The sequence below is a fragment of the Duganella sp. Dugasp56 genome (assembly GCF_047304105.1).
GTDB classification, from domain to species: domain Bacteria; phylum Pseudomonadota; class Gammaproteobacteria; order Burkholderiales; family Burkholderiaceae_D; genus Rugamonas; species Rugamonas hordei.
Genome location: NZ_JBGLYQ010000002.1, coordinates 157383 through 181712 on the forward strand (window position 1 = coordinate 157383; position 24330 = coordinate 181712).

General features: G+C 64.1%; 25 protein-coding genes. 8 read left to right on the forward strand and 17 right to left on the reverse strand.

From position 1 onward, the window contains the following. Window positions 1–12: 12 nt before the first annotated feature. From ACCD07_RS01770 to ACCD07_RS01780, 3 genes are all read right to left on the reverse strand, one after another. Complete coding sequence (locus ACCD07_RS01770; protein WP_413446325.1) at window positions 13–1254, reverse strand: alpha-hydroxy acid oxidase; 1242 nt, start codon at window positions 1252–1254, stop codon at window positions 13–15. Between the two features lie 121 nt (window positions 1255–1375). After that, window positions 1376–1879: an Ohr family peroxiredoxin gene (locus tag ACCD07_RS01775; protein ID WP_413446326.1), complete on the reverse strand. Its 504-nt coding sequence runs from the start codon at window positions 1877–1879 to the stop codon at window positions 1376–1378. Between the two features lie 73 nt (window positions 1880–1952). Further along, window positions 1953–2711 (reverse strand): SDR family oxidoreductase, encoded by a 759-nt coding sequence (locus ACCD07_RS01780; protein WP_413446327.1) that lies wholly within the window; start codon window positions 2709–2711, stop codon window positions 1953–1955. 301 nt (window positions 2712–3012) lie between these two features. On the opposite strand from ACCD07_RS01780, the gene ACCD07_RS01785 reads away from it, so the two are divergent. Then, a complete protein-coding gene (locus ACCD07_RS01785; protein ID WP_413446328.1) occupies window positions 3013–4029 on the forward strand; it encodes a LysR substrate-binding domain-containing protein in 1017 nt (338 codons plus the stop codon). On the opposite strand, the gene ACCD07_RS01790 is transcribed toward ACCD07_RS01785, so the two are convergent. Beyond that, entirely contained in the window at window positions 4023–5027 is a 1005-nt protein-coding gene (locus ACCD07_RS01790) for a GlxA family transcriptional regulator (protein ID WP_353404043.1), read from the reverse strand. The genes ACCD07_RS01785 and ACCD07_RS01790 overlap by 7 nt on opposite strands. Before the next feature lie 340 nt (window positions 5028–5367). On the opposite strand from ACCD07_RS01790, the gene mutS reads away from it, so the two are divergent. Beyond that, window positions 5368–8046, forward strand: a complete 2679-nt coding sequence (mutS, locus tag ACCD07_RS01795) for a DNA mismatch repair protein MutS (protein WP_413446329.1) — start codon at window positions 5368–5370, stop codon at window positions 8044–8046. Further along, window positions 8046–8999, forward strand: a complete 954-nt coding sequence (locus tag ACCD07_RS01800; protein ID WP_413446373.1) for a hypothetical protein — start codon at window positions 8046–8048, stop codon at window positions 8997–8999. Before mutS ends, ACCD07_RS01800 begins: the two co-directional genes overlap by 1 nt. 11 nt (window positions 9000–9010) lie before the next feature. Here ACCD07_RS01800 and ACCD07_RS01805 read toward each other — a convergent pair whose 3' ends face one another. Beyond that, on the reverse strand, window positions 9011–9553 hold the full coding sequence (locus tag ACCD07_RS01805) for an FKBP-type peptidyl-prolyl cis-trans isomerase (protein WP_176654336.1): 543 nt from the start codon (window positions 9551–9553) through the stop codon (window positions 9011–9013). A 102-nt stretch (window positions 9554–9655) separates the two neighbouring features. On the opposite strand from ACCD07_RS01805, the gene ACCD07_RS01810 reads away from it, so the two are divergent. The 3 genes from ACCD07_RS01810 to ACCD07_RS01820 all read left to right on the forward strand — a co-directional run bounded on the left by ACCD07_RS01810 (window position 9656) and on the right by ACCD07_RS01820 (window position 11815). Further along, complete coding sequence (locus ACCD07_RS01810; protein ID WP_413446330.1) at window positions 9656–10777, forward strand: JmjC domain-containing protein; 1122 nt, start codon at window positions 9656–9658, stop codon at window positions 10775–10777. Between the two features lie 27 nt (window positions 10778–10804). After that, the gene (locus ACCD07_RS01815) at window positions 10805–11281 is read left to right on the forward strand and encodes a hypothetical protein (protein ID WP_176654334.1); all 477 of its coding nucleotides are present in this window, start codon (window positions 10805–10807) and stop codon (window positions 11279–11281) included. Between the two features lie 294 nt (window positions 11282–11575). Further along, on the forward strand, window positions 11576–11815 hold the full coding sequence (locus ACCD07_RS01820; RefSeq protein ID WP_176654333.1) for a hypothetical protein: 240 nt from the start codon (window positions 11576–11578) through the stop codon (window positions 11813–11815). 119 nt (window positions 11816–11934) lie between these two features. On the opposite strand, the gene bamC is transcribed toward ACCD07_RS01820, so the two are convergent. The 10 genes from bamC to ACCD07_RS01870 form a co-directional block, all read right to left on the reverse strand. After that, the gene (gene bamC / locus ACCD07_RS01825) at window positions 11935–13050 is read right to left on the reverse strand and encodes an outer membrane protein assembly factor BamC (protein ID WP_353404039.1); all 1116 of its coding nucleotides are present in this window, start codon (window positions 13048–13050) and stop codon (window positions 11935–11937) included. Window positions 13051–13178: 128 nt separating this feature from the next. Next, window positions 13179–14054 (reverse strand): 4-hydroxy-tetrahydrodipicolinate synthase, encoded by an 876-nt coding sequence (dapA, locus tag ACCD07_RS01830; protein ID WP_413446331.1) that lies wholly within the window; start codon window positions 14052–14054, stop codon window positions 13179–13181. 84 nt (window positions 14055–14138) lie between these two features. Beyond that, on the reverse strand, window positions 14139–14687 hold the full coding sequence (locus tag ACCD07_RS01835; protein WP_353404037.1) for a class I SAM-dependent methyltransferase: 549 nt from the start codon (window positions 14685–14687) through the stop codon (window positions 14139–14141). 8 nt (window positions 14688–14695) lie between these two features. After that, window positions 14696–15898, reverse strand: coding sequence for a tryptophan--tRNA ligase (locus ACCD07_RS01840; protein WP_176654329.1), 1203 nt, complete (start codon window positions 15896–15898; stop codon window positions 14696–14698). Window positions 15899–15905: 7 nt separating this feature from the next. Continuing rightward, window positions 15906–16583, reverse strand: coding sequence for a site-2 protease family protein (locus ACCD07_RS01845; protein ID WP_176654328.1), 678 nt, complete (start codon window positions 16581–16583; stop codon window positions 15906–15908). Between the two features lie 107 nt (window positions 16584–16690). Then, window positions 16691–17314: an L-threonylcarbamoyladenylate synthase gene (locus ACCD07_RS01850; protein ID WP_176654327.1), complete on the reverse strand. Its 624-nt coding sequence runs from the start codon at window positions 17312–17314 to the stop codon at window positions 16691–16693. A 46-nt stretch (window positions 17315–17360) separates the two neighbouring features. Further along, the gene (htpX, locus tag ACCD07_RS01855) at window positions 17361–18245 is read right to left on the reverse strand and encodes a protease HtpX (protein WP_413446332.1); all 885 of its coding nucleotides are present in this window, start codon (window positions 18243–18245) and stop codon (window positions 17361–17363) included. A gap of 116 nt (window positions 18246–18361) precedes the next feature. After that, window positions 18362–19195: a 3',5'-nucleoside bisphosphate phosphatase gene (locus ACCD07_RS01860; protein WP_413446333.1), complete on the reverse strand. Its 834-nt coding sequence runs from the start codon at window positions 19193–19195 to the stop codon at window positions 18362–18364. A gap of 29 nt (window positions 19196–19224) precedes the next feature. Then, window positions 19225–20265 (reverse strand): threonine/serine dehydratase, encoded by a 1041-nt coding sequence (locus tag ACCD07_RS01865; RefSeq protein ID WP_413446334.1) that lies wholly within the window; start codon window positions 20263–20265, stop codon window positions 19225–19227. Between the two features lie 255 nt (window positions 20266–20520). Beyond that, window positions 20521–21405, reverse strand: a complete 885-nt coding sequence (locus ACCD07_RS01870; protein WP_413446335.1) for an alpha/beta fold hydrolase — start codon at window positions 21403–21405, stop codon at window positions 20521–20523. 145 nt (window positions 21406–21550) lie between these two features. Between ACCD07_RS01870 and ACCD07_RS01875 the strand changes: the two genes are divergently transcribed. Further along, window positions 21551–22075 (forward strand): gamma carbonic anhydrase family protein, encoded by a 525-nt coding sequence (locus ACCD07_RS01875; RefSeq protein ID WP_353404033.1) that lies wholly within the window; start codon window positions 21551–21553, stop codon window positions 22073–22075. A 3-nt stretch (window positions 22076–22078) separates the two neighbouring features. Then, window positions 22079–23044, forward strand: coding sequence for an Hsp33 family molecular chaperone HslO (gene hslO / locus ACCD07_RS01880; RefSeq protein ID WP_413446336.1), 966 nt, complete (start codon window positions 22079–22081; stop codon window positions 23042–23044). Window positions 23045–23051: 7 nt separating this feature from the next. On the opposite strand, the gene ACCD07_RS01885 is transcribed toward hslO, so the two are convergent. Together ACCD07_RS01885 and ACCD07_RS01890 are read right to left on the reverse strand one after the other, a co-directional pair. Next, on the reverse strand, window positions 23052–23945 hold the full coding sequence (locus ACCD07_RS01885) for a cupin-like domain-containing protein (RefSeq protein WP_413446337.1): 894 nt from the start codon (window positions 23943–23945) through the stop codon (window positions 23052–23054). A 1-nt stretch (window position 23946) separates the two neighbouring features. Continuing rightward, entirely contained in the window at window positions 23947–24261 is a 315-nt protein-coding gene (locus ACCD07_RS01890) for a hypothetical protein (RefSeq protein WP_176654318.1), read from the reverse strand. Window positions 24262–24330: the final 69 nt, after the last annotated feature.

Sequence of the window (24330 nt, forward strand, 5' to 3'; positions counted from 1 at the left end):
GGCTTCCCGGAATCAGCGCGACGCTTGATTAAAGTCGCTGATGACAGACGCCGCCGTAATCTGCTTCAGCGTGGTCGCTCCGGCTTGCCGCATGATGGTTTCGAATTCGCGCTGGAGGATGGCCAGCACCGCATCGACGCCCGGCTGGCCGAAGGCCGCCAGGCCCCAGCAATAGGGCCGGCCGATGCCCACGGCGGTCGCGCCCAGCGCGAGAGCCTTGTAGACGTCGGTGCCGCGCCGTACCCCGCCGTCGACCAGCACCGGAATGCTGCCGCCGACCGCCGTCACCACATCCGGTAGCGCGCGGATCGTCGACTGCAGGCTCTCCTCCGCCCTTCCGCCGTGGTTGGAAACGATGATGCCGTCGACGCCGGCCTTGACCGCTCTTGTCGCGTCCTCGGCCGTCATGATGCCCTTCAGTATCACCTTCATTTTGGTGGCCATGCGCAGCTTCGCCACGAAGTCCCAGGTCATGCCGGTGCCGTACAGGTTGGTGACTTTCGACACGTCGATCCCCTGGAAATTCGGCTTGCGCGACACCTCATTGGCGAAGCCGCCGCCATGGCAGGCAATGCAAGTCCGGTCGTCCTGGCGGCGGTAACGGAACAGCGTCTGCGTATTGCGCCCGCCCTGGCGGTCGACGGTCAGCACGATCGCGGGCGTGCCGGCCGCTTCCGCCTTCCTGATCAACGCCATCGTCACGTTCCAGTCATCGGTCGGATATACCTGCAGCCAGACGGGGGAGCCATGCTCCTTGCTCGCATCGGCAATCGACGTGTTGCCCACCGAGGACAAGATCATGTGCATGCCCCTGGCGCGCGCGGCGCGTGCCACGGCCCCTTCCGCGTCTGAATGAAAGGCGCCTTGACTGCTGATGGGAGAGATATAGATCGGACTGGCAAAGGTGGCGCCCAGCAATTGAAGACGGGTGTCTATCTTGCGGGCGTCGACCAGGCGTTGCGCCTTGATGCGGATCCTGGCGTAGTCTTCGCTGTTCGCGCGTAGTGTGGCGTCACCGTCGACGCCGGTGGCGAGATAACCGTAATGGGCGGGCGGCAAAGCCTTGCGCGCCGCCGGCTCGAAGTCAAACACATCGAGCGCATCTTCCGGAGCGTCAATAATGTCGCCGATTTTTTTGGTCTGGGCGCGCAACACATCGTAGCTCTGCGCCTGGGCAGCCTCCGGCAAGGCCGCCAGCAGCGACGTCAAGGTGGCAAGGCCAGCACCGCTGCCGAGCAGTGGACTGGATATCATGTAGCGCAGGAATTGGCGTCGCGGGTTGAGCTCCCCCGGGCCTGCGTTGTCGGGACCGCCGTCAAAGATATTCATGATTTTCTCTTTCAAAAAATATTGCCTGGGAGTGCCACTGCCGGCGCTACCGCGCCGGCTTGGCCAAGGCGACGATGCAAATGATGCCGTGCCTCGCCATCTTGGTGTACGGGCACACGCGTTCCGCATTTCGAACCAGTTCTTCCGCCGCCGGGACGGGGACGCCAGGGATTTCAATGGTGACCTCGGCAACCAGCATATAAAGTCCGTCCACCGGGTCTCGTCCAAAAGAGACGGAGACGTTGACCTGGCAGCCTTCGAACTTGATGTTGGCCTTGGTTGCCAGCAAGTTCAGCGCGCCGTGGAAGCAGGCGCCCAAGGCAGCGGCAAACAATTGCTCGGGATTGGTGCCGCCACCGGGGCCGCCAAGCGCCTTCGGCAGTCGCAGCTCGACGTCGAGACTGCCGTCGTCCGAGCGGGCTACGCCCGAAGCCCGTCCGTGCGATGCGATCCCGCCGGTCACGCTGACACTGGTCGAGTACAGGGGTTTAAAGTTCTCACCGACGTATTTATCCAGCATGGAAGTCGGTGGCGGGGACAGTTCTTTCATTGGGGGGAAGCTCCTACGTCTGGGCCACACCATGGGCCAACATTCATCCCGGCAGACCTGCTGCCGGACCGACTTATTTGTGCACGGCGCCGGCGGTCTTCAGCCAGTGCCCGAGCGTGATCGTGCCCAAACGCGCCTGACCGATAGGCACCAGGCTAAGCTCGGCCAGCTCTGCGCCGAAGTACCGTGCGTGCGCGTCGGCCACGACAGGACGGGCGTCATTGGTGCTTTTCAGATAGCGCTGCACCAGGCCGGCCATGCTCTCGCGCTCGGGGCCGGCAATTTCAGCAATGCCATTGATGGGACCACCCAGGGTAAAGTCGGCCACGGCGGCGGCGACATCGTCCGAAGCGATCGGCTGCATCAAGCCGGACGACAGGCGTATCACCTGGCCATCGAAGCCTGCCGTGGCTATGCCGCCGAGGAATTCGATGAACTGGGTCGCACGGACGATGGTGTAAGGCAGGCCCGATTTTCGGATCAGCTCTTCCTGCGCGATTTTCGCGCGCAGGTAGCCGCTGTCGGGCAGGCGGTCGGCGCCGACGACAGACAGCGCGACGTGATGCCGGACACCCGCCGCTGCGGCCGCAGCCAGCAGGTTGCGGCCGGAAGTCTGGAAGAATTCCATCACCGCCTGGTCTTCGAACGAGGGAGAGTTGGCGACGTCCACCACCACGTCGGCCCCGGCCAGCGCCCGGGCAAGTCCCTCGCCGGTGATGGTGTTGACGCCGGATGCAGGCGAAGCAGGAAGCACCTCATGGCCGCGTGCGCGGAGAATGTTGACCAGCTTGCTTCCGATGAGGCCGGAGCCTCCGATAACGACGATTTTCATATTGTCCTGCCTTTCGAGATGGATGTGATAGCGCGGTATTGCTGAAGAAATTCTAGGCTCGCCCCCGGCAGTGCGGTAGGCCTGCGGCGGGCCGCACGATGGTTCATGGGGGGCAACAATCGCGTGGGCGCTTGTCATAATTAAAGGGATATTTGTCATTTACGTCGGGTAAGTTCGAACCTAACATCCCATTCAGGAAACAAGGATCGCGCTGAGCAGGCACTCCGCCCTGACTACCGACCTTGCGCAGACGCTGCCCCATATAGTTGGGTCGTATGTGACAACGTGATTAGGCGTATATATGGCACTTCATCAACTCCAACCGAACCACGAGATCGACCCGCTGGCGTCGAGTTTCGCCACCACCTACGCGGGCGTGGTCGCCTTCATCGCAGTGGTCCATGAGGGGAGCTTCGCCAAGGCGGCGGAGCGACTCGGCATCGGCCGCTCGGCGATCAGTCGTAGCGTGCAAAAACTGGAGGGGCAACTCGATACCCGTTTGTTTCTACGCACCACCCGCAGCACCTCGCTGACGGGCGAAGGCGAGCTGTTTTACGAGAACTGCAAACCGGGGGTGGAACGCATCGTCCGATCGATTGAAGAGATGCGCGAACTGCGCAGCGGGGCGCCGAGGGGCTTGCTGCGTCTCGGCGCAACGGTGGGTTTCGGGCGCAAGATAGTGGCACCGCTGTTGCGCGGTTTCCGCGAGAGCTATCCGGAGATCAGGGTCGAGCTGCTGCTCGACGACAGCCAGGCCGACTTGATCTCCGACCGGATCGACGTGACATTCCGCAATGGCCGCATGGATGACAGCCAGGTGGTGGCGAAGCAGCTGATACCCATGCAAATGCTGGTTTGCGCATCCCCCGAATACGTTCGGAAGCACGGCATGCCACACACCGTCGGCGAACTGGCGCAGCACCGATGCATCAACCTGCTGCTGGCCTCCGGCCGGACTTGCGACTGGCAGTTCAAGGTGGGCGGGGTTGAGAAAAAATTCCTGCCCCAGGCCAGCAGCAGTTACAACGACGCCGACCTGGTGTTACAGGCCGTGCTCGATGGCGAGGGATTGGCGCAGATGGCGGGCTATCAGATATGCGATCACCTGCGCGCCGGCCGGCTGGTGGCCTGCCTCGCCTCCTACGCGCCCGACGATCGCGGCCACTATGTGTGTTACCTGAGCCGCCACCACCTGCCGCAACGGATACGGGTCTTCATCGACTACATGACCCTGCATATCCGCGCGCTGGACCTGCATTGCATTACGCATTTCACGCCCGGGGGCGGACAAGCCGCCGTCGAACCCCTTGCCTATTGAGCTTCGGCAGGGCGCGAATAGCGCTTCCGATAATCCGACGGCGAAATCCCCAGATTGCGGTGGAAAGTCACCCGCATGCGCTCCTCGTCGGCAAAGCCGCACTGGCGGGCGATCTGGTCCAGATTCCGCTCCGAGTTTTCAAGCAGGCGCCGTGCCGCCTCCAGGCGAAACAACTCCAGCGCCTTGAAGGGAGCATTGCCGGTCTTTTGTTTGTACACGCGGGAGAAGTTGCGCGGGCTCATGCACGCACGCTCGGCCAGCACGCTCACCGAAAGATCGGCCATGCCGAGGTTCTCCGACAGCCACAGGTGCAGTTCGTCAAAGACCGCAGTATCCTTCGACTGCGCCCGAAGCAACTCGCTATGCTGCGCCTGGTCCCCTGAGCGCTTCAGGAAAACCACCAGCTCCTTGGCAACCTGCATGGCCATGTCCCGGCCACAATCCGCTTCGATCAGGGCCAGCGCAAGGTCGATGCCGGCGGTAACGCCGGCTGAAGTCCAGGTGGCGCCCTGCTGCACGAAGATGGCCTCCGGGTCCACGCTCAGCGCGGGAAAGCGCCGTTGCAACTCGTCGCACATGGCCCAGTGCGTTGCGACCCGCTTCCCTTGCAGCAAGCCCGCCTGGGCCAGCAGGAAAGCACCCGTGCAAACCGAGGTCGTGCGGCGCGCCGATTGGGAGTTGACATGTATCCAGTCCACGGTTTCCTGGACTTCCTCCAGTGCCGCCAAGACATACGGCGCCCCCGGAACCACTATCGTGTCGATCTCGCTGCCCTCGAAATCGCTGAACGGCCGGGTGTCTATGCCCACCCCTTCCGCTGTTTGAATCAGTCCGCCGTGCAAGCTGACGGTATGCCGGTCGTAACCGGGCGCGCCACGCTTCACCATATTCTTCGATGCGACCCAAAATGCCGACTGGGGGCCGGTCAGGTCCAGCAGCCCCATTTGGGGGAATGCGACAAATAACACCAGCGGTGATTGGCGATGGCGCAATGTCATATCAAGTCATCCTATAAAATTGGTTACGAAGTGTTTTCTACTGCAAATATCACCCGTCCAAAACGTTCCTACAATAATAATACGCTCTGCCGGATCGCACTATCGGCCGCCGCTTTGCGAGCCCGGGCAATTTTGCGCGACGAAGCATGGCCGCGCAGGACCGGCGACGGTAGTGCCCGACAGGGATACATGCTGGTGCATCGCAGGCACCAATCCAGATCCGCACCCGCCCTTTGCAAATTCTCCAGTGGCACAGCCGAACGCGGTAAAATGACGGGTTCAGCGCGGTGGCCGGTTGAGCCGCCGCAAAACCGACTCATGCATCGCCGAAAAAGAACCAATGACCACCGTCCCGAACGAAATCAACGCCGCAGCCGTCAAGAACAGTCCTACCGAAAAAGTCACGCCGATGATGCAGCAGTACCTCGCCATCAAGGCGGAGTACCCGGACATGCTGGTGTTCTACCGCATGGGCGACTTCTATGAGCTGTTCCATTCGGATGCGGAAAAAGCGGCGCGCGTGTTGAACATCACGCTGACGGCGCGCGGCAGCTCGAACGGCCAGCCGATCAAGATGTGCGGCGTGCCGTTCCATTCGCTCGAGGGCTACCTGGCCAAGCTGGTCAAGATCGGCGAGTCCTGCGCGATCTGCGAGCAGATCGGCGATCCGGCCACCAGCAAGGGCCCGGTCGAACGCAAGGTGATGCGCGTGGTCACGCCGGGTACCTTGACCGACGCCGACCTGCTGCCGGAGAAGGCCGAACGTCCGCTGCTGGCGATGTGCATCATCAGCCAGCGCAAGGTCGCCACCGCCGGCCTGGCGTGGCTGTCGCTGGCCAGCGGCGCGCTGAAGCTGATGGAGTTCTCCGGCGACAGCCGCACCGTGCAGGCGCGCATGCAGCAGGAGCTGGAGCGCATCGCGCCGGCCGAGGTGCTGCGCGGCGATAACGCCGACCTGTTCGAGGAAACCATTCCCTGCCACGTCAACCGGGTGCCCGACTGGCACTTCGACGTCGTCAGCGGCCACAAGGCGCTGCTCGATCAGCTGAGCGTGGCCACCCTGACCGGCTTCGGCGCCGACGGCCTGGGCGCCGCGTTCGGCGCGGCCGGCGCGCTGCTGCGCTACGCCCAGTCCACGCAGGGACGCGGCCTGCAGCACGTGCGCACGCTGGCCACCGAAACCGAGAACGAATTCATCGGCCTCGACGCCGCCACCCGCCGCAACCTGGAACTGACCGAGACCATCCGCGGCCAGGAATCGCCGACATTGTTTTCGCTGCTGGACCACTGCCGCACGGCGATGGGTTCGCGCCTGCTGCGCCACTGGCTGCACCATGCGCGCCGCGACCAGGGCATCGCCCGCTCGCGCCACCAGGCCATCGCCGCGCTGGGCCAGGCCGACGCCACCGGCTCGCTGTCGCACACGCTGGCCCAGGTGCCGGATATCGAACGCATCACCACCCGCATCGCGCTGCTGTCGGCGCGTCCACGCGACCTGGCCAGCCTGCGCGACGGCGTGCAGCAACTGCCGGCGCTGCGCCGCGGCCTGCAGGCCGCGCTGACCGACGCCGACGGCCTGCTGAACGCCATCCACGCCGACATCGCCACGCCGGAAGCCTGCCTCGACCTGCTGCAGCGCGCCGTGATGCAGGAGCCGGCCGCGATGGTGCGCGACGGCGGCGTGTTCGCGCGCGGCTTCGACGCGGAGCTCGACGAGCTGCGCGCGCTGTCGGAAAACGCCGGCCAGTTCCTGGTCGACCTGGAGACGCGCGAACGGGCCCGCACCGGCATCGCCAACCTGCGCGTCGAGTACAACAAGGTGCACGGCTTCTACATCGAAGTCACGCACGGCCAGACCACCAAGGTGCCGGACGACTACCGCCGCCGCCAGACGCTGAAGAACGCCGAGCGTTACATCACGCCGGAGCTGAAGGCCTTCGAGGACAAGGCGCTGTCGGCGCAGGACAAGGCGCTGGCGCGCGAGAAGATGCTGTACGACCAGCTGCTGGGCGACCTGGCGCCGTTCATCGGCTGCCTGCAGACCATCTCGAAAGCGCTGGCGCAACTGGACGCGCTGGTCTCGCTGACCGACCACGCGCTGCGCCACAACTGGTGCGCGCCGCAGCTGGTCGACACGCCCTGCATCAACATCGCCGAGGGCCGTCACCCGGTGGTGGAAAACCAGATCGAGCGCTTCATCGCCAACGACTGCCGCTTCGTCGACGAGCGCCGGCTGCTGCTGATCACCGGCCCGAACATGGGCGGTAAATCGACCTTCATGCGCCAGGTGGCGTTGATCACGCTGCTGGCCTACATGGGCAGCTACGTGCCGGCGGCGAGCGCGGTGATCGGCCCTATCGACCGCATCTTCACCCGCATCGGCGCGACCGACGACCTGGCAGGCGGCCGTTCCACCTTCATGGTCGAGATGACCGAGGCGGCGGCCATCCTCAACGGCGCCACCGAGCATTCGCTGGTGCTGATGGATGAAATCGGCCGCGGCACGTCGACCTTCGACGGCCTGGCGCTGGCGTGGGCGATCGCGCGCCACCTGATCGACACCAGCCGCAGCTTCTCGCTGTTCGCCACCCACTACTTCGAACTGACGCAGCTGCCGGACAGCCATCCGACCGCCCACAACGTGCACCTGTCGGCGGTGGAGCACAAGGACAGCATCGTGTTCCTGCACGCGGTGCAGGACGGCCCCGCCTCGCAGAGCTACGGCTTGCAGGTGGCGCAGCTGGCCGGCGTGCCGCAGCCGGTGATCAAGGCCGCGCGCAAGCATCTGGCGCGGCTGGAATCGCAGGCGCTGGACGCCCGTCCGCAGCTGGACCTGTTCGCCGCGCCGGTGGCCGATGCCGACGACGAGGAGATCGCCGCCGCGCCGGCCGCCGCCAGCCCCGCCATGCGCGAGCTGCTCGATGCGCTGGACGAGCTGGATCCCGATGCGCTGACGCCGCGCGAAGCGCTGGAGCGCCTGTATCAGCTCAAGCGCCTGACGGAGACGGCGCAGGCATGATGCGCCTGCGCTGCACCCGCCGCATGCTGCTCGGCGCGATCGTCGCGTCGGCGGCGCTGTTTGCGCAGGCGGTACCGCCGACGGCCGGCTTCCGCTTCGGCGTGATCGGCCACTCGTTCAAGAACGCTCCGGACGAAGCGGTGCTCAAGCGCGCCATCGCCGACGCGGCGCAGGTCAATCCGGCCTTCATCGTCGCCACCGGCATCAAGTCCGCCAGCGAGCCTTGCAGCGACAAGCTGTATGCCCAGCGCCGCGCGCTGCTGGACGAGTCGCCGCCGCCGATGATCGTGTCGCTGGCCGGCAGCGACTGGAGCGGCTGCCTCAATTCCGCCGGCCGCTCGAACGCCATCGAACGCCTGAACCGCCTGCGCGAACTGTTCTACGCCGACGCCGAATCGCTGGGCGCGAAGCGCATGCCGCTCACGCGGCTGTCGTCCACCGCCAAGTTCCGCAGCTACGCCGAGAACGCGCACTGGGAACATGGCAAGGTGCTGTTCGCCACCATCAACCTGCCGGCGAATAACAACCACTTCCGCCCCGAGGCCGGCCGCAACAGCGAGTACGAGGACCGCCTGGTGGCCAACCGCGCGTGGCTGCACCGCCTGTTCACGCTGGCCGAGCGGCAGAAGCTGCAAGGGCTGGTGCTGTTCTCGGACGGCGACGTCGGCGTGCAGGCGGAGGAAGGGTTTTCGCTGCTGCCGAGTTTTCAATCGAAGCAGGACGGCTTCGCCGAACCGCGCCGGCAGATACGGGCGATGGCGGAAAAATTCAAAGGGAAGGTGCTGCTGATCGATACCCAGGGCGGCGCGTCCGCCGGGACCGAGGCCGCCATCAACTGGCGCGGCAATGTGGGACATCTGAGCCTGGCCGCCGAATGGGCCGAGGTGCGCGTCGCTCCGGGCACCGCCACCCTCTTTGCATTGAAGGGCGGCGGCGCCGAAACGACGCCTTGACGCACTAGGACTTAGTGAATCGGGTGGATGGCGACGTGGTCGCCGTCTTCGCCTTCGTCGTCCTCGTCACCGTGGTGGTGGCCGTGGGCGCCGTGCACGTGGCCGTGGGCGATTTCCTCATCCGACGCTTCGCGCACTTCGGCAACGCTCAGCGAGAAGCGCAGCGCCATGCCGGCCAGCGGATGGTTGCCGTCCAGGACGACCTTGTCGTCGGCGATATCGGTGACGGTGAAGATCATCGCCTCTTCGCCATCGTCGCCATCCGGCATGCCTTCGAACTGCATGCCGACTTCCAGCGGTTCCGGCAGGCGGTTGCGCGGCTCGACCTTGACCAGCGCGGCGTCGTAGTCGCCGAACGCGTCTTCCGGTTCGATCTGGATGATGGACGAATAGCCGACTTCCTTGCCGTCCAGTTCTTCTTCGATTTTTGGCAGGGTGTTCTCGTAGCCACCGTGCAGGTAGACCATGGGCTGACGGCCGTCTTCGATCAGATTGTCCTGGGCATCGGACAGCTTGTAATTCACAGTCACGACCGTGTTCTTGGCAATCTTCATTTCTAATTCCTTTCTGTATATAAGCCCCGCGATTATACCTTGGATCGCCGCCCGGGCCGCCGCCGGCCCGGCAATTGCTGCGGCGGATGGTTATAATGCGGTATGAAAAAATTACCTCTCCTCGGCGACATCACGCCGGCGCAGTTCCTGCGCGACTACTGGCACAAGAAGCCTCTGCTGATCCGTAAAGCCATCCCCGGCTTCAAACCGCTGCTGAGCATGGAGGCGCTGACCAAGCTGGCCGCGACCAACCACGCCGAATCGCGCCTGATCACCTCGGTCGACGGCGAGTGGAATATGCAGCACGGCCCGCTGGAAAGCCTGCCGCCGATGACGCAGAAGGGCTGGACCATGCTGGTCCAGGGCGTCAACCTGTTCGACGCCAAGGCCGACGCGCTGCTGCGCCAGTTCCGCTTCATCCCCGATGCCCGCCTGGACGACCTGATGGTCAGCTTCGCCACCGACGGCGGCGGCGTCGGTCCGCACTTCGATTCCTACGACGTGTTCCTGCTGCAGGCGCAGGGACAGCGCCGCTGGAAGATCGGCCCGCAAAAGGACCTGAGCCTGGTCGAGGGCCTGCCGCTGAAGATCCTGGCCAACTTCAAGCCGAACGAGGAGTTCGTGCTCAATCCGGGCGACATGCTGTACCTGCCGCCGCACTACGCGCACGACGGCGTCGCCATCGGCGATTGCCAGACCTATTCGATCGGCTTCCGTTCGCCGTCGTACCAGGAGCTGGGCGAAGCCTTCCTGCAGTTCATGGCCGACTCGATCGACCTGCCGGGCCGCTACGCCGATCCGGAACTGGAGGCGACCGCCAAGCCGGCGGAGATCCCCCGTCACATGCTGAGCTCGCTGGCCGAGGAATTGAACAAGGTGCGCTTCACCGAGGAAGACATCACCATCTTCTTCGGCGAGTACATGTCCGAGCCCAAGCACAATGTGTTCTTCACCGGCCCGGCCAAGCCGCTGACGGTCGGCAAGTTCGCCGAGGCGGCCGCGAAAAAAGGCCTGGTGCTGTCGCGCAAGACGCAGATGCTGTACCGCGGTAAAAATGTCTTCATCAACGGCGAATCGTTCGGCGTCAGCCGCGCCGACAAGATCACCCTCGAACTGCTGGCCAACAACCGCGCGCTGGCCGGCGCGGAGATGGCGCAGGCGTCGGACGACGTCATGGACGCGCTCTATACCTGGTACCAGGACGGCTGGATCGAACTGGGCTAAAGGGTTTGGACTAAACAAGGAGGCAATATGGACAGGCAGGCATTTCCCTTCACGACGCGGGCGGAGTTTGCCCAGCACCTGTCCAACTGCCTCGGCCGGGCCGAGCATACGCTGGAGATGTTCGATCCGGACTTCGCCATCTGGGAACTGGGCAGCAGCGCCACCGACGCCCTGCTGCGCCGCTTCTTCCAGAACGGCGGGCGCCTGCAGCTGGTGGCGCACGACGGCCGCCACATGGAGCGCGACGCGCCCCGCTTCCTGCGCCTGCTGAAGGACTACGGCCATTTGCTGGAAGTGCGCCGCACCAGCCAGAACCTGCGGCAATTGACGGATTCCTTCTGCATCGCCGACCAGCGCGATATCGTGCGCCGCTTTCATGCTGAACATTTCCGTGGTGAAGCGGTTTTCGACTCGCCGGCCGATGTCCAGACCAGTTCGGAACGTTTTATTACAATTTGGTTAGAATCCAGCCCCGGTTTGTATGCAAACTCAACTGGATTGTGAGCCAGTTCCGGGTAAAATGCGTGTGTTCGATGCGAACGCTGGTAATTAGGCACGATTTCCCTAAAAGGAAGTCGAAAGTTAAATGTTGCGATATCGCAAAATAGTTGTGGGAACGACTGTTTGTCCTATTGCGACGCACTAAAAATCGCTATAATATTCGGTTAGGAAGTTTCCGTTGTCTGGCAGGCACCATTTCCAGGTACGAAAGCCTTCGAAGACGACCTAATGAGCGATAATTACCGGTAATTATTAATCGCAACAATTGTGTTTAATTTTGAATTTTAAGGAAAACCCATGAAAAAATCCCTGCTGATCGTTTCCCTGCTGGCTGTTGCTCTGGCTGCTTGCTCCAAAAAAGAAGAAGCTCCTGCTGCTCCAGCTCCAGTAGCTGCTCCAGAAGCTGCTCCAGCTGCTGCTCCAGCACCAGCACCAGCTGCTGACGCTGCTGCTCCTGCCGCTGCTGCTCCTGCTGCTTCGGACGCTGCCGCTGCTCCAGCCGCTTCGGCTGCTGCTGCTCCAGCTGCTTCGAAGTAATCAGCTAGCGGAAAAAAGCCGGCCTTCGGGCCGGTTTTTTTTCGCCTGGAGATTTGTCTGCGATTAAATACAGGCATAAAAAAACCGGCTTAAAGCCGGTTTTTTTTATACTTCTACGATTACTTCAATTGCTCGTGCAGCAGGGTCAGGATCTTATCGCTGACCGGCGTCGCTTCCTGTTTGCCGGCATTGCTCAATACGGTCACGGTGCTGCTATTGCCCGCACCGGCTTTCACCGAGATGCGATAGCGCTGCGCTTCCTTATCGGCTTCCGACGACGAGCCCCAGCTGAACAGCTTGCTGAAGAAGCCCTTGGTCTCGGTCACGTCGTCGACATAGCGAACGAAGTAAGTACCCTGGGTGCGGTCGCGGTCTTCCACGGTGAAGCCGGCGCGGTCCAGCGCCAGGCCGACACGGCGCCAGGCGCGGTCGAAGCCTTCGTCGACCTGCACGGCGCGCTCGGCGCCCGAGCCGACCAGCGACGCGTGCTGCGGCTGCACGATGGCCGATTCGACGGCGGTCTTGGCTTGCGCCACTTCCGCGCCGTTGCCCAGCTTGGTCATCAGGCGCGCCAGGAACTCGGCCTCCAGGCCCGGATCGTTGGGACGCGGGGTCCAGACGGTGCTTTCCTTCTGGGCGCCGGTGACGACTTCCTGCGCGCCGCGATGGCTGATGTAGATCTCGCTGGCGCCGTCGCCGCGACGCTCGATGCGGGTGCGGAACTTGTCGCGCTCGCCGCTCGAATAGACGGAATCGAAGACCTTGCCGATGGTGTTGCGGATGAAGTCTTGCGGGATCTTCGCGCGGTTTTCATTCCACTCGGTTTCCATGGTGCCGGCGGTCGGATTGTCCTGCGCCAGCACGAAACCCGAATCTTCCCAGAACTGCTTCAGCTGCGGCCACAGTTGCTCGGGCGTCTGCTTGATGACCAGCCAGCGCTGGTTGCCGTCGCGCTCGACCTTGATGTCGCTCAGCGAGGTCGGTGCGACCGTGCCTGCTGCTGGCGTGCCTGGCATGATGGCGGCGGGACCGGTGGCGATGCCCTTGGAAGCGTTGTAGCCGGAAGCGGTGGCGACACCGTTGTTCGAGTCCGGCAGCGAATAGCGGTTATCTTTCTGCAACTGCGTCAGATCCGGCGGCACGTCCAGCGTGCTGGCCTTCTTGGCGGACTTGTAGTCCACCTTGTCGTTACCGACTACCGAGCCGATCATGCCGCAACCGGTCAAACTGGCCATCAATGCGCCAACTACCAGGGCGCGTTGCGAGGAAATAGAAGCTGTCTTGCGAATAGTCATGTCGTTACTGTTTAAGAAGCGCAAATCAGGAATGAACCGAACCGAAGTCGGGGCTTGTTGCTAAGGTTTTACAGTACGCCGGCTTCTCGCAGGGCCGCGCGTACCGCTTCGTGGCATTCGGCCGCCAGCGGCACCAGCGGCAGGCGTATGCCGGCCGGCATTTTGCCCATTTCCGCCAGCGCCCATTTGACCGGCACCGGATTCGGCTCGATGAACAGTTTCTGGTGCAGCGGGAACATCTTGTTATTCAATTCCACCGCCTTGGCGATATCGCCGGCGATCGCCGCGCGGCACATGTCGGCCATGTCGCGCGGGGCGACGTTGGCGGTGACGGAGATGTTGCCCGCGCCGCCGCCCAGCATCAATGCCATCGCGGTCGGATCGTCGCCCGAATACACGGCGAACGACTTGGGCGCCAGGCGCAGCAGGTCGTAGCCGCGGCCGATGTTGCCGGTCGCATCCTTGACGCCGATGATGTTGGGGATCGCGGCCAGGCGCAGGATGGTCTCGTTGCTCATGTCGGCAACGGTACGGCCCGGTACGTTGTACAGGATCACCGGCAGGTCCACCGCCTCGGCGATGGCCTTGAAGTGCTGGTACATGCCTTCCTGGGTAGGACGGTTGTAGTAAGGAACCACTTGCAGCGTGGCGTCCGCGCCCGCTTCCTTGGCGAAACGGGTCAGCTTGATCGCCTCGGCGGTCGAGTTGGCGCCGGCGCCGGCGATGATCGGGATGCGGCCCTTGGCGTGGGCAACGGTCGCCTTGATCAGCGCGCAGTGCTCTTCCACGCTCACGGTGGCCGATTCGCCGGTGGTGCCGGCGATGACGATGCTGTCCGTACCTTCGGCGATGTGCCAGTCGATCAGCTGGTTCAAGCCCTCGAAGTCCAGACTACCGTCTGCGTTCATCGGGGTGACGATTGCTACTATGCTGCCCTTAATCATAGGAAACCACTGCATAAAGTATTAAAACAACGATTGTAGACGATAGGCTGCGGATATGGTGCATTCCGGATGACATATCGGCCATCAAAATGGCGGCAAAAGGGCCGCCACGCGGGGAAAATCGGGCTTCACGGCGCATAGACGTTGCACCATGGCAGCTTTTGGCATGTCGGTGACGCCATCCTCGAAGGCCACCACCCGCAGACCGTGGGTGCGCGCCCATTCCAGCAGTTCGCCGGGCTGCAGCAAAAATGCCGGATTCGACGGTTTGCCGAACTGCGCGTTGCCGTCGGCGAAGGTTTCGTACAGCAGCACGCCGTTCGGCGCCAGGCTGGCCAGCATGTCCGCAATTAGCGGACGATGCAGATAGTTTGTGACCACGATGCCGGCAAATCGCTCAGGCCCGAATGGCCAGGCGGCGCCCTCCTGCTCCAGATCAATTTCGGTGGTGGTGATTTCCGGCCCGGCCGCGGCGGCCAGCGCCTCGTTGTCGCGGTCGACCGCGACCACGGCATGGCCCAGCGCGGCCAGGTGGCGCGAATGACGGCCGCTGCCGCACGCCAGGTCCAGCACCTCGCCGCCCGGGATCAGCGGGGCGTAGCGTCGCACCCAGGGGGAGACGGTGTCACTCATGCCGCCGCTCATGTGTATGCCAGGCCCATGGCTTCGCGCACGTCGCGCATGGTCTCCAGCGCCAGCTTGCGGGCCGCGTCATTGCCGTCGGCAACGATGGCGCGCACCAGCGACGGATCGTCCAGATACTGCTGGGCGCGCTCGTGCATCGGCTCCTGTTCCTTGATGATGGCGTCGATCACCGGCTGCTTGCATTCGATGCAGCCGATGCCGGCGGATTTACATCCTTTTACCACCCATTCCTGGGTGGCGTTGTCGGAATACACCTGATGGAACTGCCAGACCGGGCAACGGGCCGGGTCGCCGGCATCGGTGCGGCGCACGCGGGCCGGGTCGGTCGGCATGGTCTTGACCTTCTTGCTGACGGATTCCTTGTCCTCGCGCAGCGCGATGGCGTTGCCGTAGCTCTTGGACATCTTGCGGCCATCGAGGCCCGGCAGGCGCGACGCGACGGTCAGGCGGGCCTGCGGCTCGACCAGGATCAGCTTGCGGCTGCCTTCCAGATAGCCGAACAGGCGCTCGCGGTCGCCCATCGACAGGCTCTGGGCGTCGTCCAGCATGGCCTTGGCCTGCTCCAGCGCCTCTTCCTTGCCGTCCTGCTGGTATTCGGTGCGCAGTTCGTTGTAGAGCTTGGCGCGCTTGCTGCCCAGCTTCTTGACCGCTTCCTGCGCCTTTTCCTCGAAGCCTTTTTCCTTGCCGTACAAGTGATTAAACCGCCGCGCAATTTCGCGCATCATCTCGATATGCGGTACCTGGTCGTCGCCCACCGGCACCTGGCTGGCGCGGTAGATCAGCACGTCGGCCGCCTGCAGCAGCGGGTAGCCGAGGAAGCCGTAGGTGGCCAGGTCCTTGCTGGCCAGGTTCTCGATCTGGTCCTTGTAGGTCGGCACGCGCTCCAGCCAACCCAGCGGCGTGGCCATCGACAGCAGCAGGTGCAGCTCGGCATGCTCGGGCACGCGCGACTGGATGAACAGGGTCGACTGCGACGGATCGATGCCGGCGGCCAGCCAGTCGATCAACATTTCCCAGGTGCTGCGCTCGATCACGCTGGGGTCGTCGTAATGCGTGGTCAGCGCGTGCCAGTCGGCCACGAAGAACAGGCACGGCAGCTCGGACTGCATCTTGATCCAGTTCTTCAAGGCACCGTGGTAATGACCCAGGTGCATGGAACCAGTCGGACGCATGCCGGATACAACACGATCGGGATACATAGTCGGCTCAGCTAAAAATGAAAATAAGGGGGAACAGCAGCACGTGGAAGATGCTCTGCAGAATATGCATGCCGCCGATCAGGAAGCCGGTCAACATGCCGAACTGCATCATCAGGATCAGGCCGATGAACACGACCGCGCCGTAGCGTTCGATCTGCGCGTACTTGCGCGCCAGCGCCATCGGCAGGATGCCGGTGACGATGCGGCCGCCGTCCAGCGGCGGCAATGGAATCAGGTTGAACACGCACATGGCCGAATTGACGCCGATGCCGGCCTTGGACATTTCGATGAAGAAATCATCCTGCGGCACGCCCAGCGCATAGGTCAGCACCACCCACAGGGCCATCCAGGCCAGGCCCATGAGGAAGTTGGCCGCCGGACCTGCTGCGGCCACCAGCGCCATCTGCTTCTTCGGATTGCGCAGGCGGCCGTAATCGACCGGCACCGGCTTGGCGTAGCCCAGCGCCGGCAGATGCAGCAGGCTCAGGATCAACGGCAGGATCACCGTGCCGAAGGGGTCGATGTGGCGCAGCGGATTGAGGCTCAGGCGGCCTTCGTTGGCTGCGGTGGGGTCGCCGAAATAGCGGGCGACGTATCCGTGTGCGGCTTCATGCAGGGAAATTGCAAAAAGAACAGGGATCACATAGACCGTGATGGTCTGGATAATGCTGTCGGTGTCGTTCATGAAGGGGATTTTACCAGAGGCCACAAAGTGCTCTTGCTACGCCGTCAAGGGCCGGCGCACTTGCCCGATTGCCAGACCGACATTGACAGCCCGGTCTTAGGCCTGGCTTACAGACCGAACATGGCGGCGTCGCCCCTGCCCTGCCGCACCAGTTCGGCGCCGGCACCGCTGAGGTCGATCACCGTGGTCGGCTCCATGCTGCAGGCGCCGCCGTCGATGATCAGCTCGATCTGCTTGCCCAGCCGCTCGCAGATGGCGTCGGCGTCGTTCAGCGCGTCTTCCTCGCCCGGCATGATCAGGGTCGTGCCCAGCAGCGGCTGCTGCAGCTCTTCCAGCAAGGCATGCACGATGGCGTCTTCCGGCACCCGCAGGCCGATGGTCTTGCGCGACGGGTGGCTGAGCCGGCGCGGCACGCACTTGGTCGCTTCGAGGATAAAAGTGAACGGGCCCGGCGTGGCCGCCTTGAGCAGGCGAAACTGGCGATTGTCGACCCGCGCGTAGACGCCGATCTCGCTGAGGTCGCGGCACAGCAGGGTCAGGTGGTGTTTTTCGTCGATGCCGCGTATCCGCCGCAGCCGTTCAACCGCGCTCTTGTCGTCCAGGTGGCAGACCAGCGCGTAGCAGGAGTCCGTCGGCACGGCGACGATGCCGCCGTCATGCACGATCTGCGCCGCCTGCTTGATCAGGCGCGACTGCGGATTGACGGGATGGACCTGAAAAAATTGACTCATATATTGCTGGCGGGGCCGCTGCTGCCCTCGCCGCTGTTATTAATGATCAGGATTGTACGCTACGCAAGGCGGCAATACGCTGCTCGAACGGCGGGTGGGTGGAAAACAGCGCACCCCAGCCGCCGCCGCTGGTGATGCCCGAGGCCGCGATCGATTGCGGCAAGGCGCCCGGCTCCATGCCGTTCAGGCGCGCCAGCGCGTGCTGCATCGGCACCGAGCTGCCCAGCAGCTTGGCGGAACCGGCGTCGGCGCGGAATTCGCGCTGGCGCGAGAACCAGGCCACGATCAGCGACGCGGCCACGCCGAAGACGATTTCGCAGACAAACACCGTCACCATGTAGCCGATGCCGGGACCGCGGCGCTCGCTGTCGTTATTCTTCAGCAGCACATTGTCGACAAAGAAGCCGACCACGCGCGCCAGGAACACGACGAAGGTATTCATCACGCCCTGGATCAGCGTCATGGTCACCATGTCGCCGTTGGCGATGTGGGCGACCTCGTGGCCCAGCACGGCCTCCACTTCGTCGCGGTTCATGTTTTGCAGCAGGCCGGTCGAGACGGCGACCAGCGCGGAGTTCTTGAAGGCGCCGGTGGCGAAGGCGTTCGGCTCGCCGTCGTACACGGCCACTTCCGGCATGGCGATGCCGGCGCGCTCGGACAGCGCCTTGACGGTATTGACCAGCCACAACTCGGTCGACGACGACGGCGACGCGATCACGCGCGCGCCGGTCGACCACTTGGCCATAGGCTTGCTGATCAGCAGCGAAAAGATCGCACCGGTAAAACCGACCACCAGCGAGAACGCCAGCAGGCTGCCCAGCTGCAGTGTGCTGCCCGAGCCGGGACGGCCGATGCCCAGCAGCGACAGGACGATCGACAACACCAGCATCACAGCGAGGTTGGTGGCGATAAACAGGATGATGCGTTTCATTGTTGGTTCTCCGGGTGCGGACAAATTGCCCAAATCATAAGGTATGACCACGGGAACACAAAATCAAGATACAAGATATTACTTGCGGACGGTAATCGATACAGCAATTTACCGTGTCAGAACCAGTCGTGCCACACAGGTTTGACGTTGGCCGGCAGCGGCGGCAGCAACGCGAAGTCCACCCGCGACTCGCCCGGCGCATGGAAGTCGGTGCCGCGCGAGGCCAGGAAGCCGTAGCTGTTGGCCAGCTGCGCGTACTCGGCATACTGGTCCGGCGTATGGCTGCCGGTGACCACTTCGATCGCCGTGCCGCCCAGTTGCTTGAACTCGTCGAACAGCGCGCCCTGCGCGGTCGGGCTGAATTTGTAGCGGCCCGGATGGGCGATCACGGCGATGCCGCCGGCGCCGCGTATCCAGTTGACGGAATCGGCCAGCGACGCCCAGCAATGCGGCACATAGCCAGGCTTGCCTTCGGACAGGTATTTCTTGAACACTTCGGGAATATTGGCGCAAGCGCCAATTTCCACCAGGTAGCGCGCGAAGTGCGTGCGCGACATCAGGTCGGGATTGCCGACATATTTCAGCGCGCCCTCGTAGGCGCCGTCGATGCCGACCTTGGCCAGCTGTGCGGCGATCTCGTGGCCGCGGTTGTCGCGGCCGGAGCGGGTGCGGGCCAGGCCGCCGACCAGGCCGGCATTGTTTTCGTCGATCTGCAAGCCGACGATGTGCACCGTCTCGTTGGCCCAGGTGATCGAGATCTCGACCCCGGTCACGAAGCGCATGCCCTGCTCCTCCGCGGCGGCGCGGGCGGCGGCAATGCCGCCCACTTCGTCGTGGTCGGTCAACGCCCAGACGTCCACGCCGGCCTTGCGCGCATGCTGCGCGACCGCGGCCGGCGCGAGGACGCCGTCGGAAACGTTGGAGTGGCAGTGCAGATCGACTTTCAACATATGGCTCAATGATTACAGCAATGAAGGCCTCATTGTACGCTGCCTGCGCAAAATCCATCCACGGCTGCATCAAGGCCGTCGCCGCGCACCCGCGCGCCGCGCGCCAGCAGCTCGGCAAAGCGCAACGGATCGATGTTCGAGCCGCACACCAGCAGCGCCACGCGCTTGCCCGCCAGCCGCTCGCGCAGCGGCCCGAGCAGGGCGGCCGTCGCCACGGCGGCGGCCGGCTCGGCCACCAGCTTGGCGTCGCGGAACAGATGCAGCATCGCCAGGCAGATCTCGTCGTCCGTCACCCGCACCACTTCGTTGACGAAGCGGCGGCACACGCCGAAGCTGTAGGCCATCGCGTACGGCGCGCCGAGGCTGTCGGCCACGGTATCGACCCGTTTCAGCGTTTCCGGCACGCCCGAGGCGAAGCTGCGATACAGCGCGTCCGCGCCGAACGGCTCGACGCCGTACACCGCGCAGGCCGGATTGATCTGTTTGACGGCGGCGGCGATGCCCGCGCACATGCCGCCGCCGCCCACCGGTACCACCACCGCGTCCAGCTGCGGCACCTGGGCCATCAGCTCCAGTCCTATCGTGCCGGTGCCTTGGGCGGTGCGCGGGCCGTCGTAGGGATGCAGCATGGTGCGCGCCTCGTCGCGTTCGATCTCGCGGCCGCGCGCAAACGCCTGGTGCACGTCCGGCATCAGCAGCACCTCGGCGCCCAGTTCGCGACAGGCCGCGATGCGGGCCGGACTGGCGTGGCGCGGCATGACGACCTTGGCGCTACACCCCGCCAGCCGGGCGGCGTAGGCGGCGGCGATCGCGTGGTTGCCGGCGCTGACGGCGACGATGCCGCGACGCAGCTCCTCGGCGTCCAGCGCTTCGACGCAATTGAGGGCGCCGCGCAGCTTGAAGGTGCCGGTCTTCTGGAACAATTCCAGCTTGAGCCACACCTCGCCTGCGGCAAACTGCTGCTCGATGACGCCGGTCTGCCAGCGCCACACGGGCGTCTCGAGGATCTTGCCTTGCAGGCGGTGGGCGGTGGCGCGGATTTCGGCCAGCGAGGGATACGATAGGGTCATGATGCTGCTCCATAAAATATTCGAGGGAATGCGGGCTGAGCCGCGTGGAGGCTGGGGGCGCCGAGCACCGGCGCAGCCGCAGCTCAGCGACCCTGAATAATTCGAATAATGGAGACGGCGCGGAAAGGCAGGCTCCGACCGGCAAACGCGGCAACACCAGCGTCGTGGGCGACGTGGCGGCGGGTTGTCATGGTCGGATGGGAAGTCATGGGATCAATCATGCCAAATAAGCAAAGTCTTGGCAAGTCCTTCCTGTCAGCCCGCGAGGAAATCCTCGATCAGGTGCGCCAGCTGCTCAGGCTGGTCGTGGTGCAGCATGTGGCCGGCGTCGGCCAGCACCTCGCGGCGCACGTCGCGCAAATGCGCCAGCCGGCGCGTCAACTCGGCGCGCCCGCCCTGCTCGTCGCCCATCCAGGTCCACATATTGGTCTGCTCAGCCTCCACCCACAGCACCGGCGCCGCGATCGCCTTCCAGCAAGCCATCACATCCTCGACGTGATACGGCAGCGGTCCGGTCTGCTTGTGCACCGGATCGCCCAGGATTTCCCATTCACCGGCGTCGTTCTGCGCCGACCAGTGCTGCGCGAGGAAGGCGGCGCGCTCGTCGCCCAGGCGCGGATTGGTCTTTTGCAGCCGCGCGGCAACGGCCGCCTGGCTCGGATAGCTGCGCAGTTCCGGCTGTTCCAGCAAACCGTCCATCCACTTGGCGAAACGACCGGGCGCCTGATCCGGCTTGCTGGCGCGCAAGCCGGCCCCTTCCAGGTTGATCAGCTTGCGGATGCGCTCCGGCCGCGCGCCGGCATACAGCGCGACCGCGTTGCCGCCCATGCTGTGCCCCAGCAGATTGACCGCTTGCTCCGGCGAGTAGTGGCGCAGGATCGCGTCCAGGTCGGCCAGGTAGTCGGGGAACCAGTAAGTGTCGGCGCCGCTGCGCTCGGACAGCCCGAAGCCGCGCCAGTCCGGCGCGATCACATGCCAGTCGCCGCGCAGCGCGTCGACGACGAACTGGAACGAGGCGCCCACGTCCATCCAGCCGTGCAGCATGAAGATCTTGGGCGCGCCCTCGCGCCCCCAATGACGCACATGGCAGCGCAGGCCGCGGATGGCCAGGAATTCGGAACGGGAAGGCGTGTAGCTCATGTTTGGTCCTTGAAAATGCGCAGGCCGGCGCAATATCGGTTGCTTGCCAGCGATAAGGCAAAATAATAGCACGACCGTTCGCTAGCCACGCAAGCGTAAAATAGCGCCATCCCGCCGCTCATCAGCACTCAACCTAAGGTTTCCAATGTCTATATATCAACTGGGCGAACACGCGCCCGAGATAGATGCATCGTCGTTTGTTGCCGACTCCGCCAACGTTGTCGGCAAGGTCAGCCTGCGCGCCAACACCACGGTATGGTTCGGTGCGACGCTGCGCGGCGACAACGAACGCATCACCATCGGTGAAAACAGCAATGTACAGGAAGGCACGGTAATGCACACGGACATGGGCTACCCGCTGACCGTGGGCAAGAACGTGACCATCGGCCACCAGGCCATGCTGCACGGCTGCAGCATCGGCGATGGCGCGCTGATCGGCATCCAGGCGGTGATCCTGAACGGCGCGAAGATCGGCAAGGGCTGCCTGGTCGGCGCCGGCGCGCTGGTCACCGAAGGCAAGGAATTCCCGGACAACTCGCTGATCATCGGCTCGCCGGCCAAGGCCGTGCGCACGCTGACCGATGAAGACGCCGCGCGCCTGCTGGTCATCGCCGACGGCTACGTGCAGCGCGGCCAACTGTTCAAGACGCAACTCAAAAAGATCGGATAAGAAATGAGCATTACCCCCATCATCGGCCAGGATACCCTGCAGAAATTCATCTTCGACAACGCCGCCGTGCGCGGCGAGTTCATCGACATCTCCGCCACCTGGCGCGAGGTGCTGTCGCGCCACGCCTATCCTGCCCCGGTGAAAAAACTGCTGGGCGAGATGGTGGCCGCCGCCGCGCTGCTGTCGGCCAACCTGAAATTCAACGGCTCCATCATCATGCAGATCCACGGCGACGGTCCGGTGCGGCTGCTGGTGGTCGAATGCGACGCCGACCTGCACCTGCGCGCCACCGCCAAGATCGATCCGGACGCCGCGATCGCCGACGACGCCAGGCTGCCGACGCTGCTGAACGCGCACGGCAAGGGCCGCTTCATCATCACGCTCGACCCGGCCGACAAGATGCCCGGCCAGCAACCCTACCAGGGCATCGTGCCGCTGGACGGCGACGACGTCGGCACCGTCATCGAGAACTACATGCTGCGCTCGGAACAGCTGGACACCAAGCTGTGGCTGGCGGCGGACGACAACGTCTCGCGCGGCCTGCTGCTGCAAAAGCTGCCCTACAACGGCGGCAAGACCGCCGTCGAGACCGCCCCGCTGACCGAGGACGAGGCGCTGGAAACCTGGAACCGCGCCGTCATCCTCGGCTCGACCTTGAAGCAGGAGGAATTGCTGTCGACCACCATCGACGTGCTGATGCAGCGCCTGTTCTGGGAAGAGACGATACGCGTGTTCGATCCGCTGCATCCGTCCTTCCACTGCACCTGCACCCGCGAAAAGGTCGGCAACATGCTGAAGATGCTGGGCCGCGCCGAAGTGGACAGCGTGCTGGAAGAGCAAGGCCACGTCGGCGTCAACTGCGACTTCTGCGGCCAGCACTACGACTACGACAAAGTCGACTGCGCCCAGCTGTTCGCCACCGACGCGCCGGTGGAAGCGCTGATCCCGGCCAGCGAAGCCAAGCACTAAGCTGGCATCAAGCTCCGGGCGCCCTCAGCGCGAACGGCACGGCCCTGGCCCAGCGGTTGGACGACAGCGAAAACGTCAGCGCGCGCACCTGGTGGTACCAGCCGGCGGGCACATACAGCATATCGCCCGGGTTGACGATGACCTCGATCATCGTCGCCTGGCGCGCCAGCGGGAACTGGTCGAAATCCGGCGCCTCGGGGTCGAACGGCGATCCGAACAGGATGGCGTTCGCCTCCCTCGGGTAGAGGAATTCGTCGTGATGCGGCGGCGACAGGAAGATGCGCTTGGTGCCCCATATCTGCGCGAAGATGTTGTCGTCGTAGTCGCAGTGCAGCGGCGTCACCGTGCCGGCCGGGCCTACCCAGAAACGCGGCGGTCCCATCTTGTCGAAATACGTGGGCCAGTGGCACAGGCTGTTCAACTCGCGCAGTTCCAGGTTGCCCAGGTACGGCGGCAGTGCGTGCACGCCCGAGTCGACCACATCCAGATACTCCCCCATGGACATATCCTGCATCGCGCGGTCGGCCGCGAAGGCGGTGTTGATATAGTCGCCCACCCGCGCCCGCACCGGCACATGGCTGTAGCGTTCGCGCAGGATCTCCGGCGGCTGGGCCGACAGCGGCCAGCGCTTGACCAGCCCGGTCGTCAGGAACGGCAGGCCTTGCGCGGCGCGCGCGCGGAAGGCCGCCGCGCTGAGCACGCCCAAAAGCGGCACTTCCGCAATCGCCGGCAAGGCGCGCGCGGCGTGCTTGATCGCTTCCCGCATGTCGTGAATGGAGGCGACGCCGCGCACCTCCGCATCTCTTTGCTCCTGCGCCCGTTTCTTGGCCTCGGCGTCCTCGGGCGATTTCAACACCGCCCTGCGGGGCGGCAAGCGTAACGAATTTCTTTCTGTTGTCATATCAAATTTTTGCGCAGCGGGTTTCCATCACATCGATGGCGCCGACGGTTTGTGTAGAGGTCGCGCTGCGCACCATGTCGACGCGCTCCAGGCACGAGCCGCGCAGGAAACGGTCCTGGTTGCGAGTGCAGATCGTCACCGTGCCGGCGCTACTGGTATTGCAGAAGAATCCCTCGGCGCGCATGCGCACCAGCGCCTGGTCCAGCGGCATGCCGGGTTGCACCGTCTGCGTGACGAAGTTCCCCAGGGCCGATTGATTCACCGTGTAGCAACCGGCCAGTTGCAGCGCCATCGCCAGCATCAAAAGTCTGCGCATCGTGTCGTCTCCTTAATTTCCAGCCAGCAGTGTAGCGCACCAGCGTCATGATCCGGTAACACTCGGTCC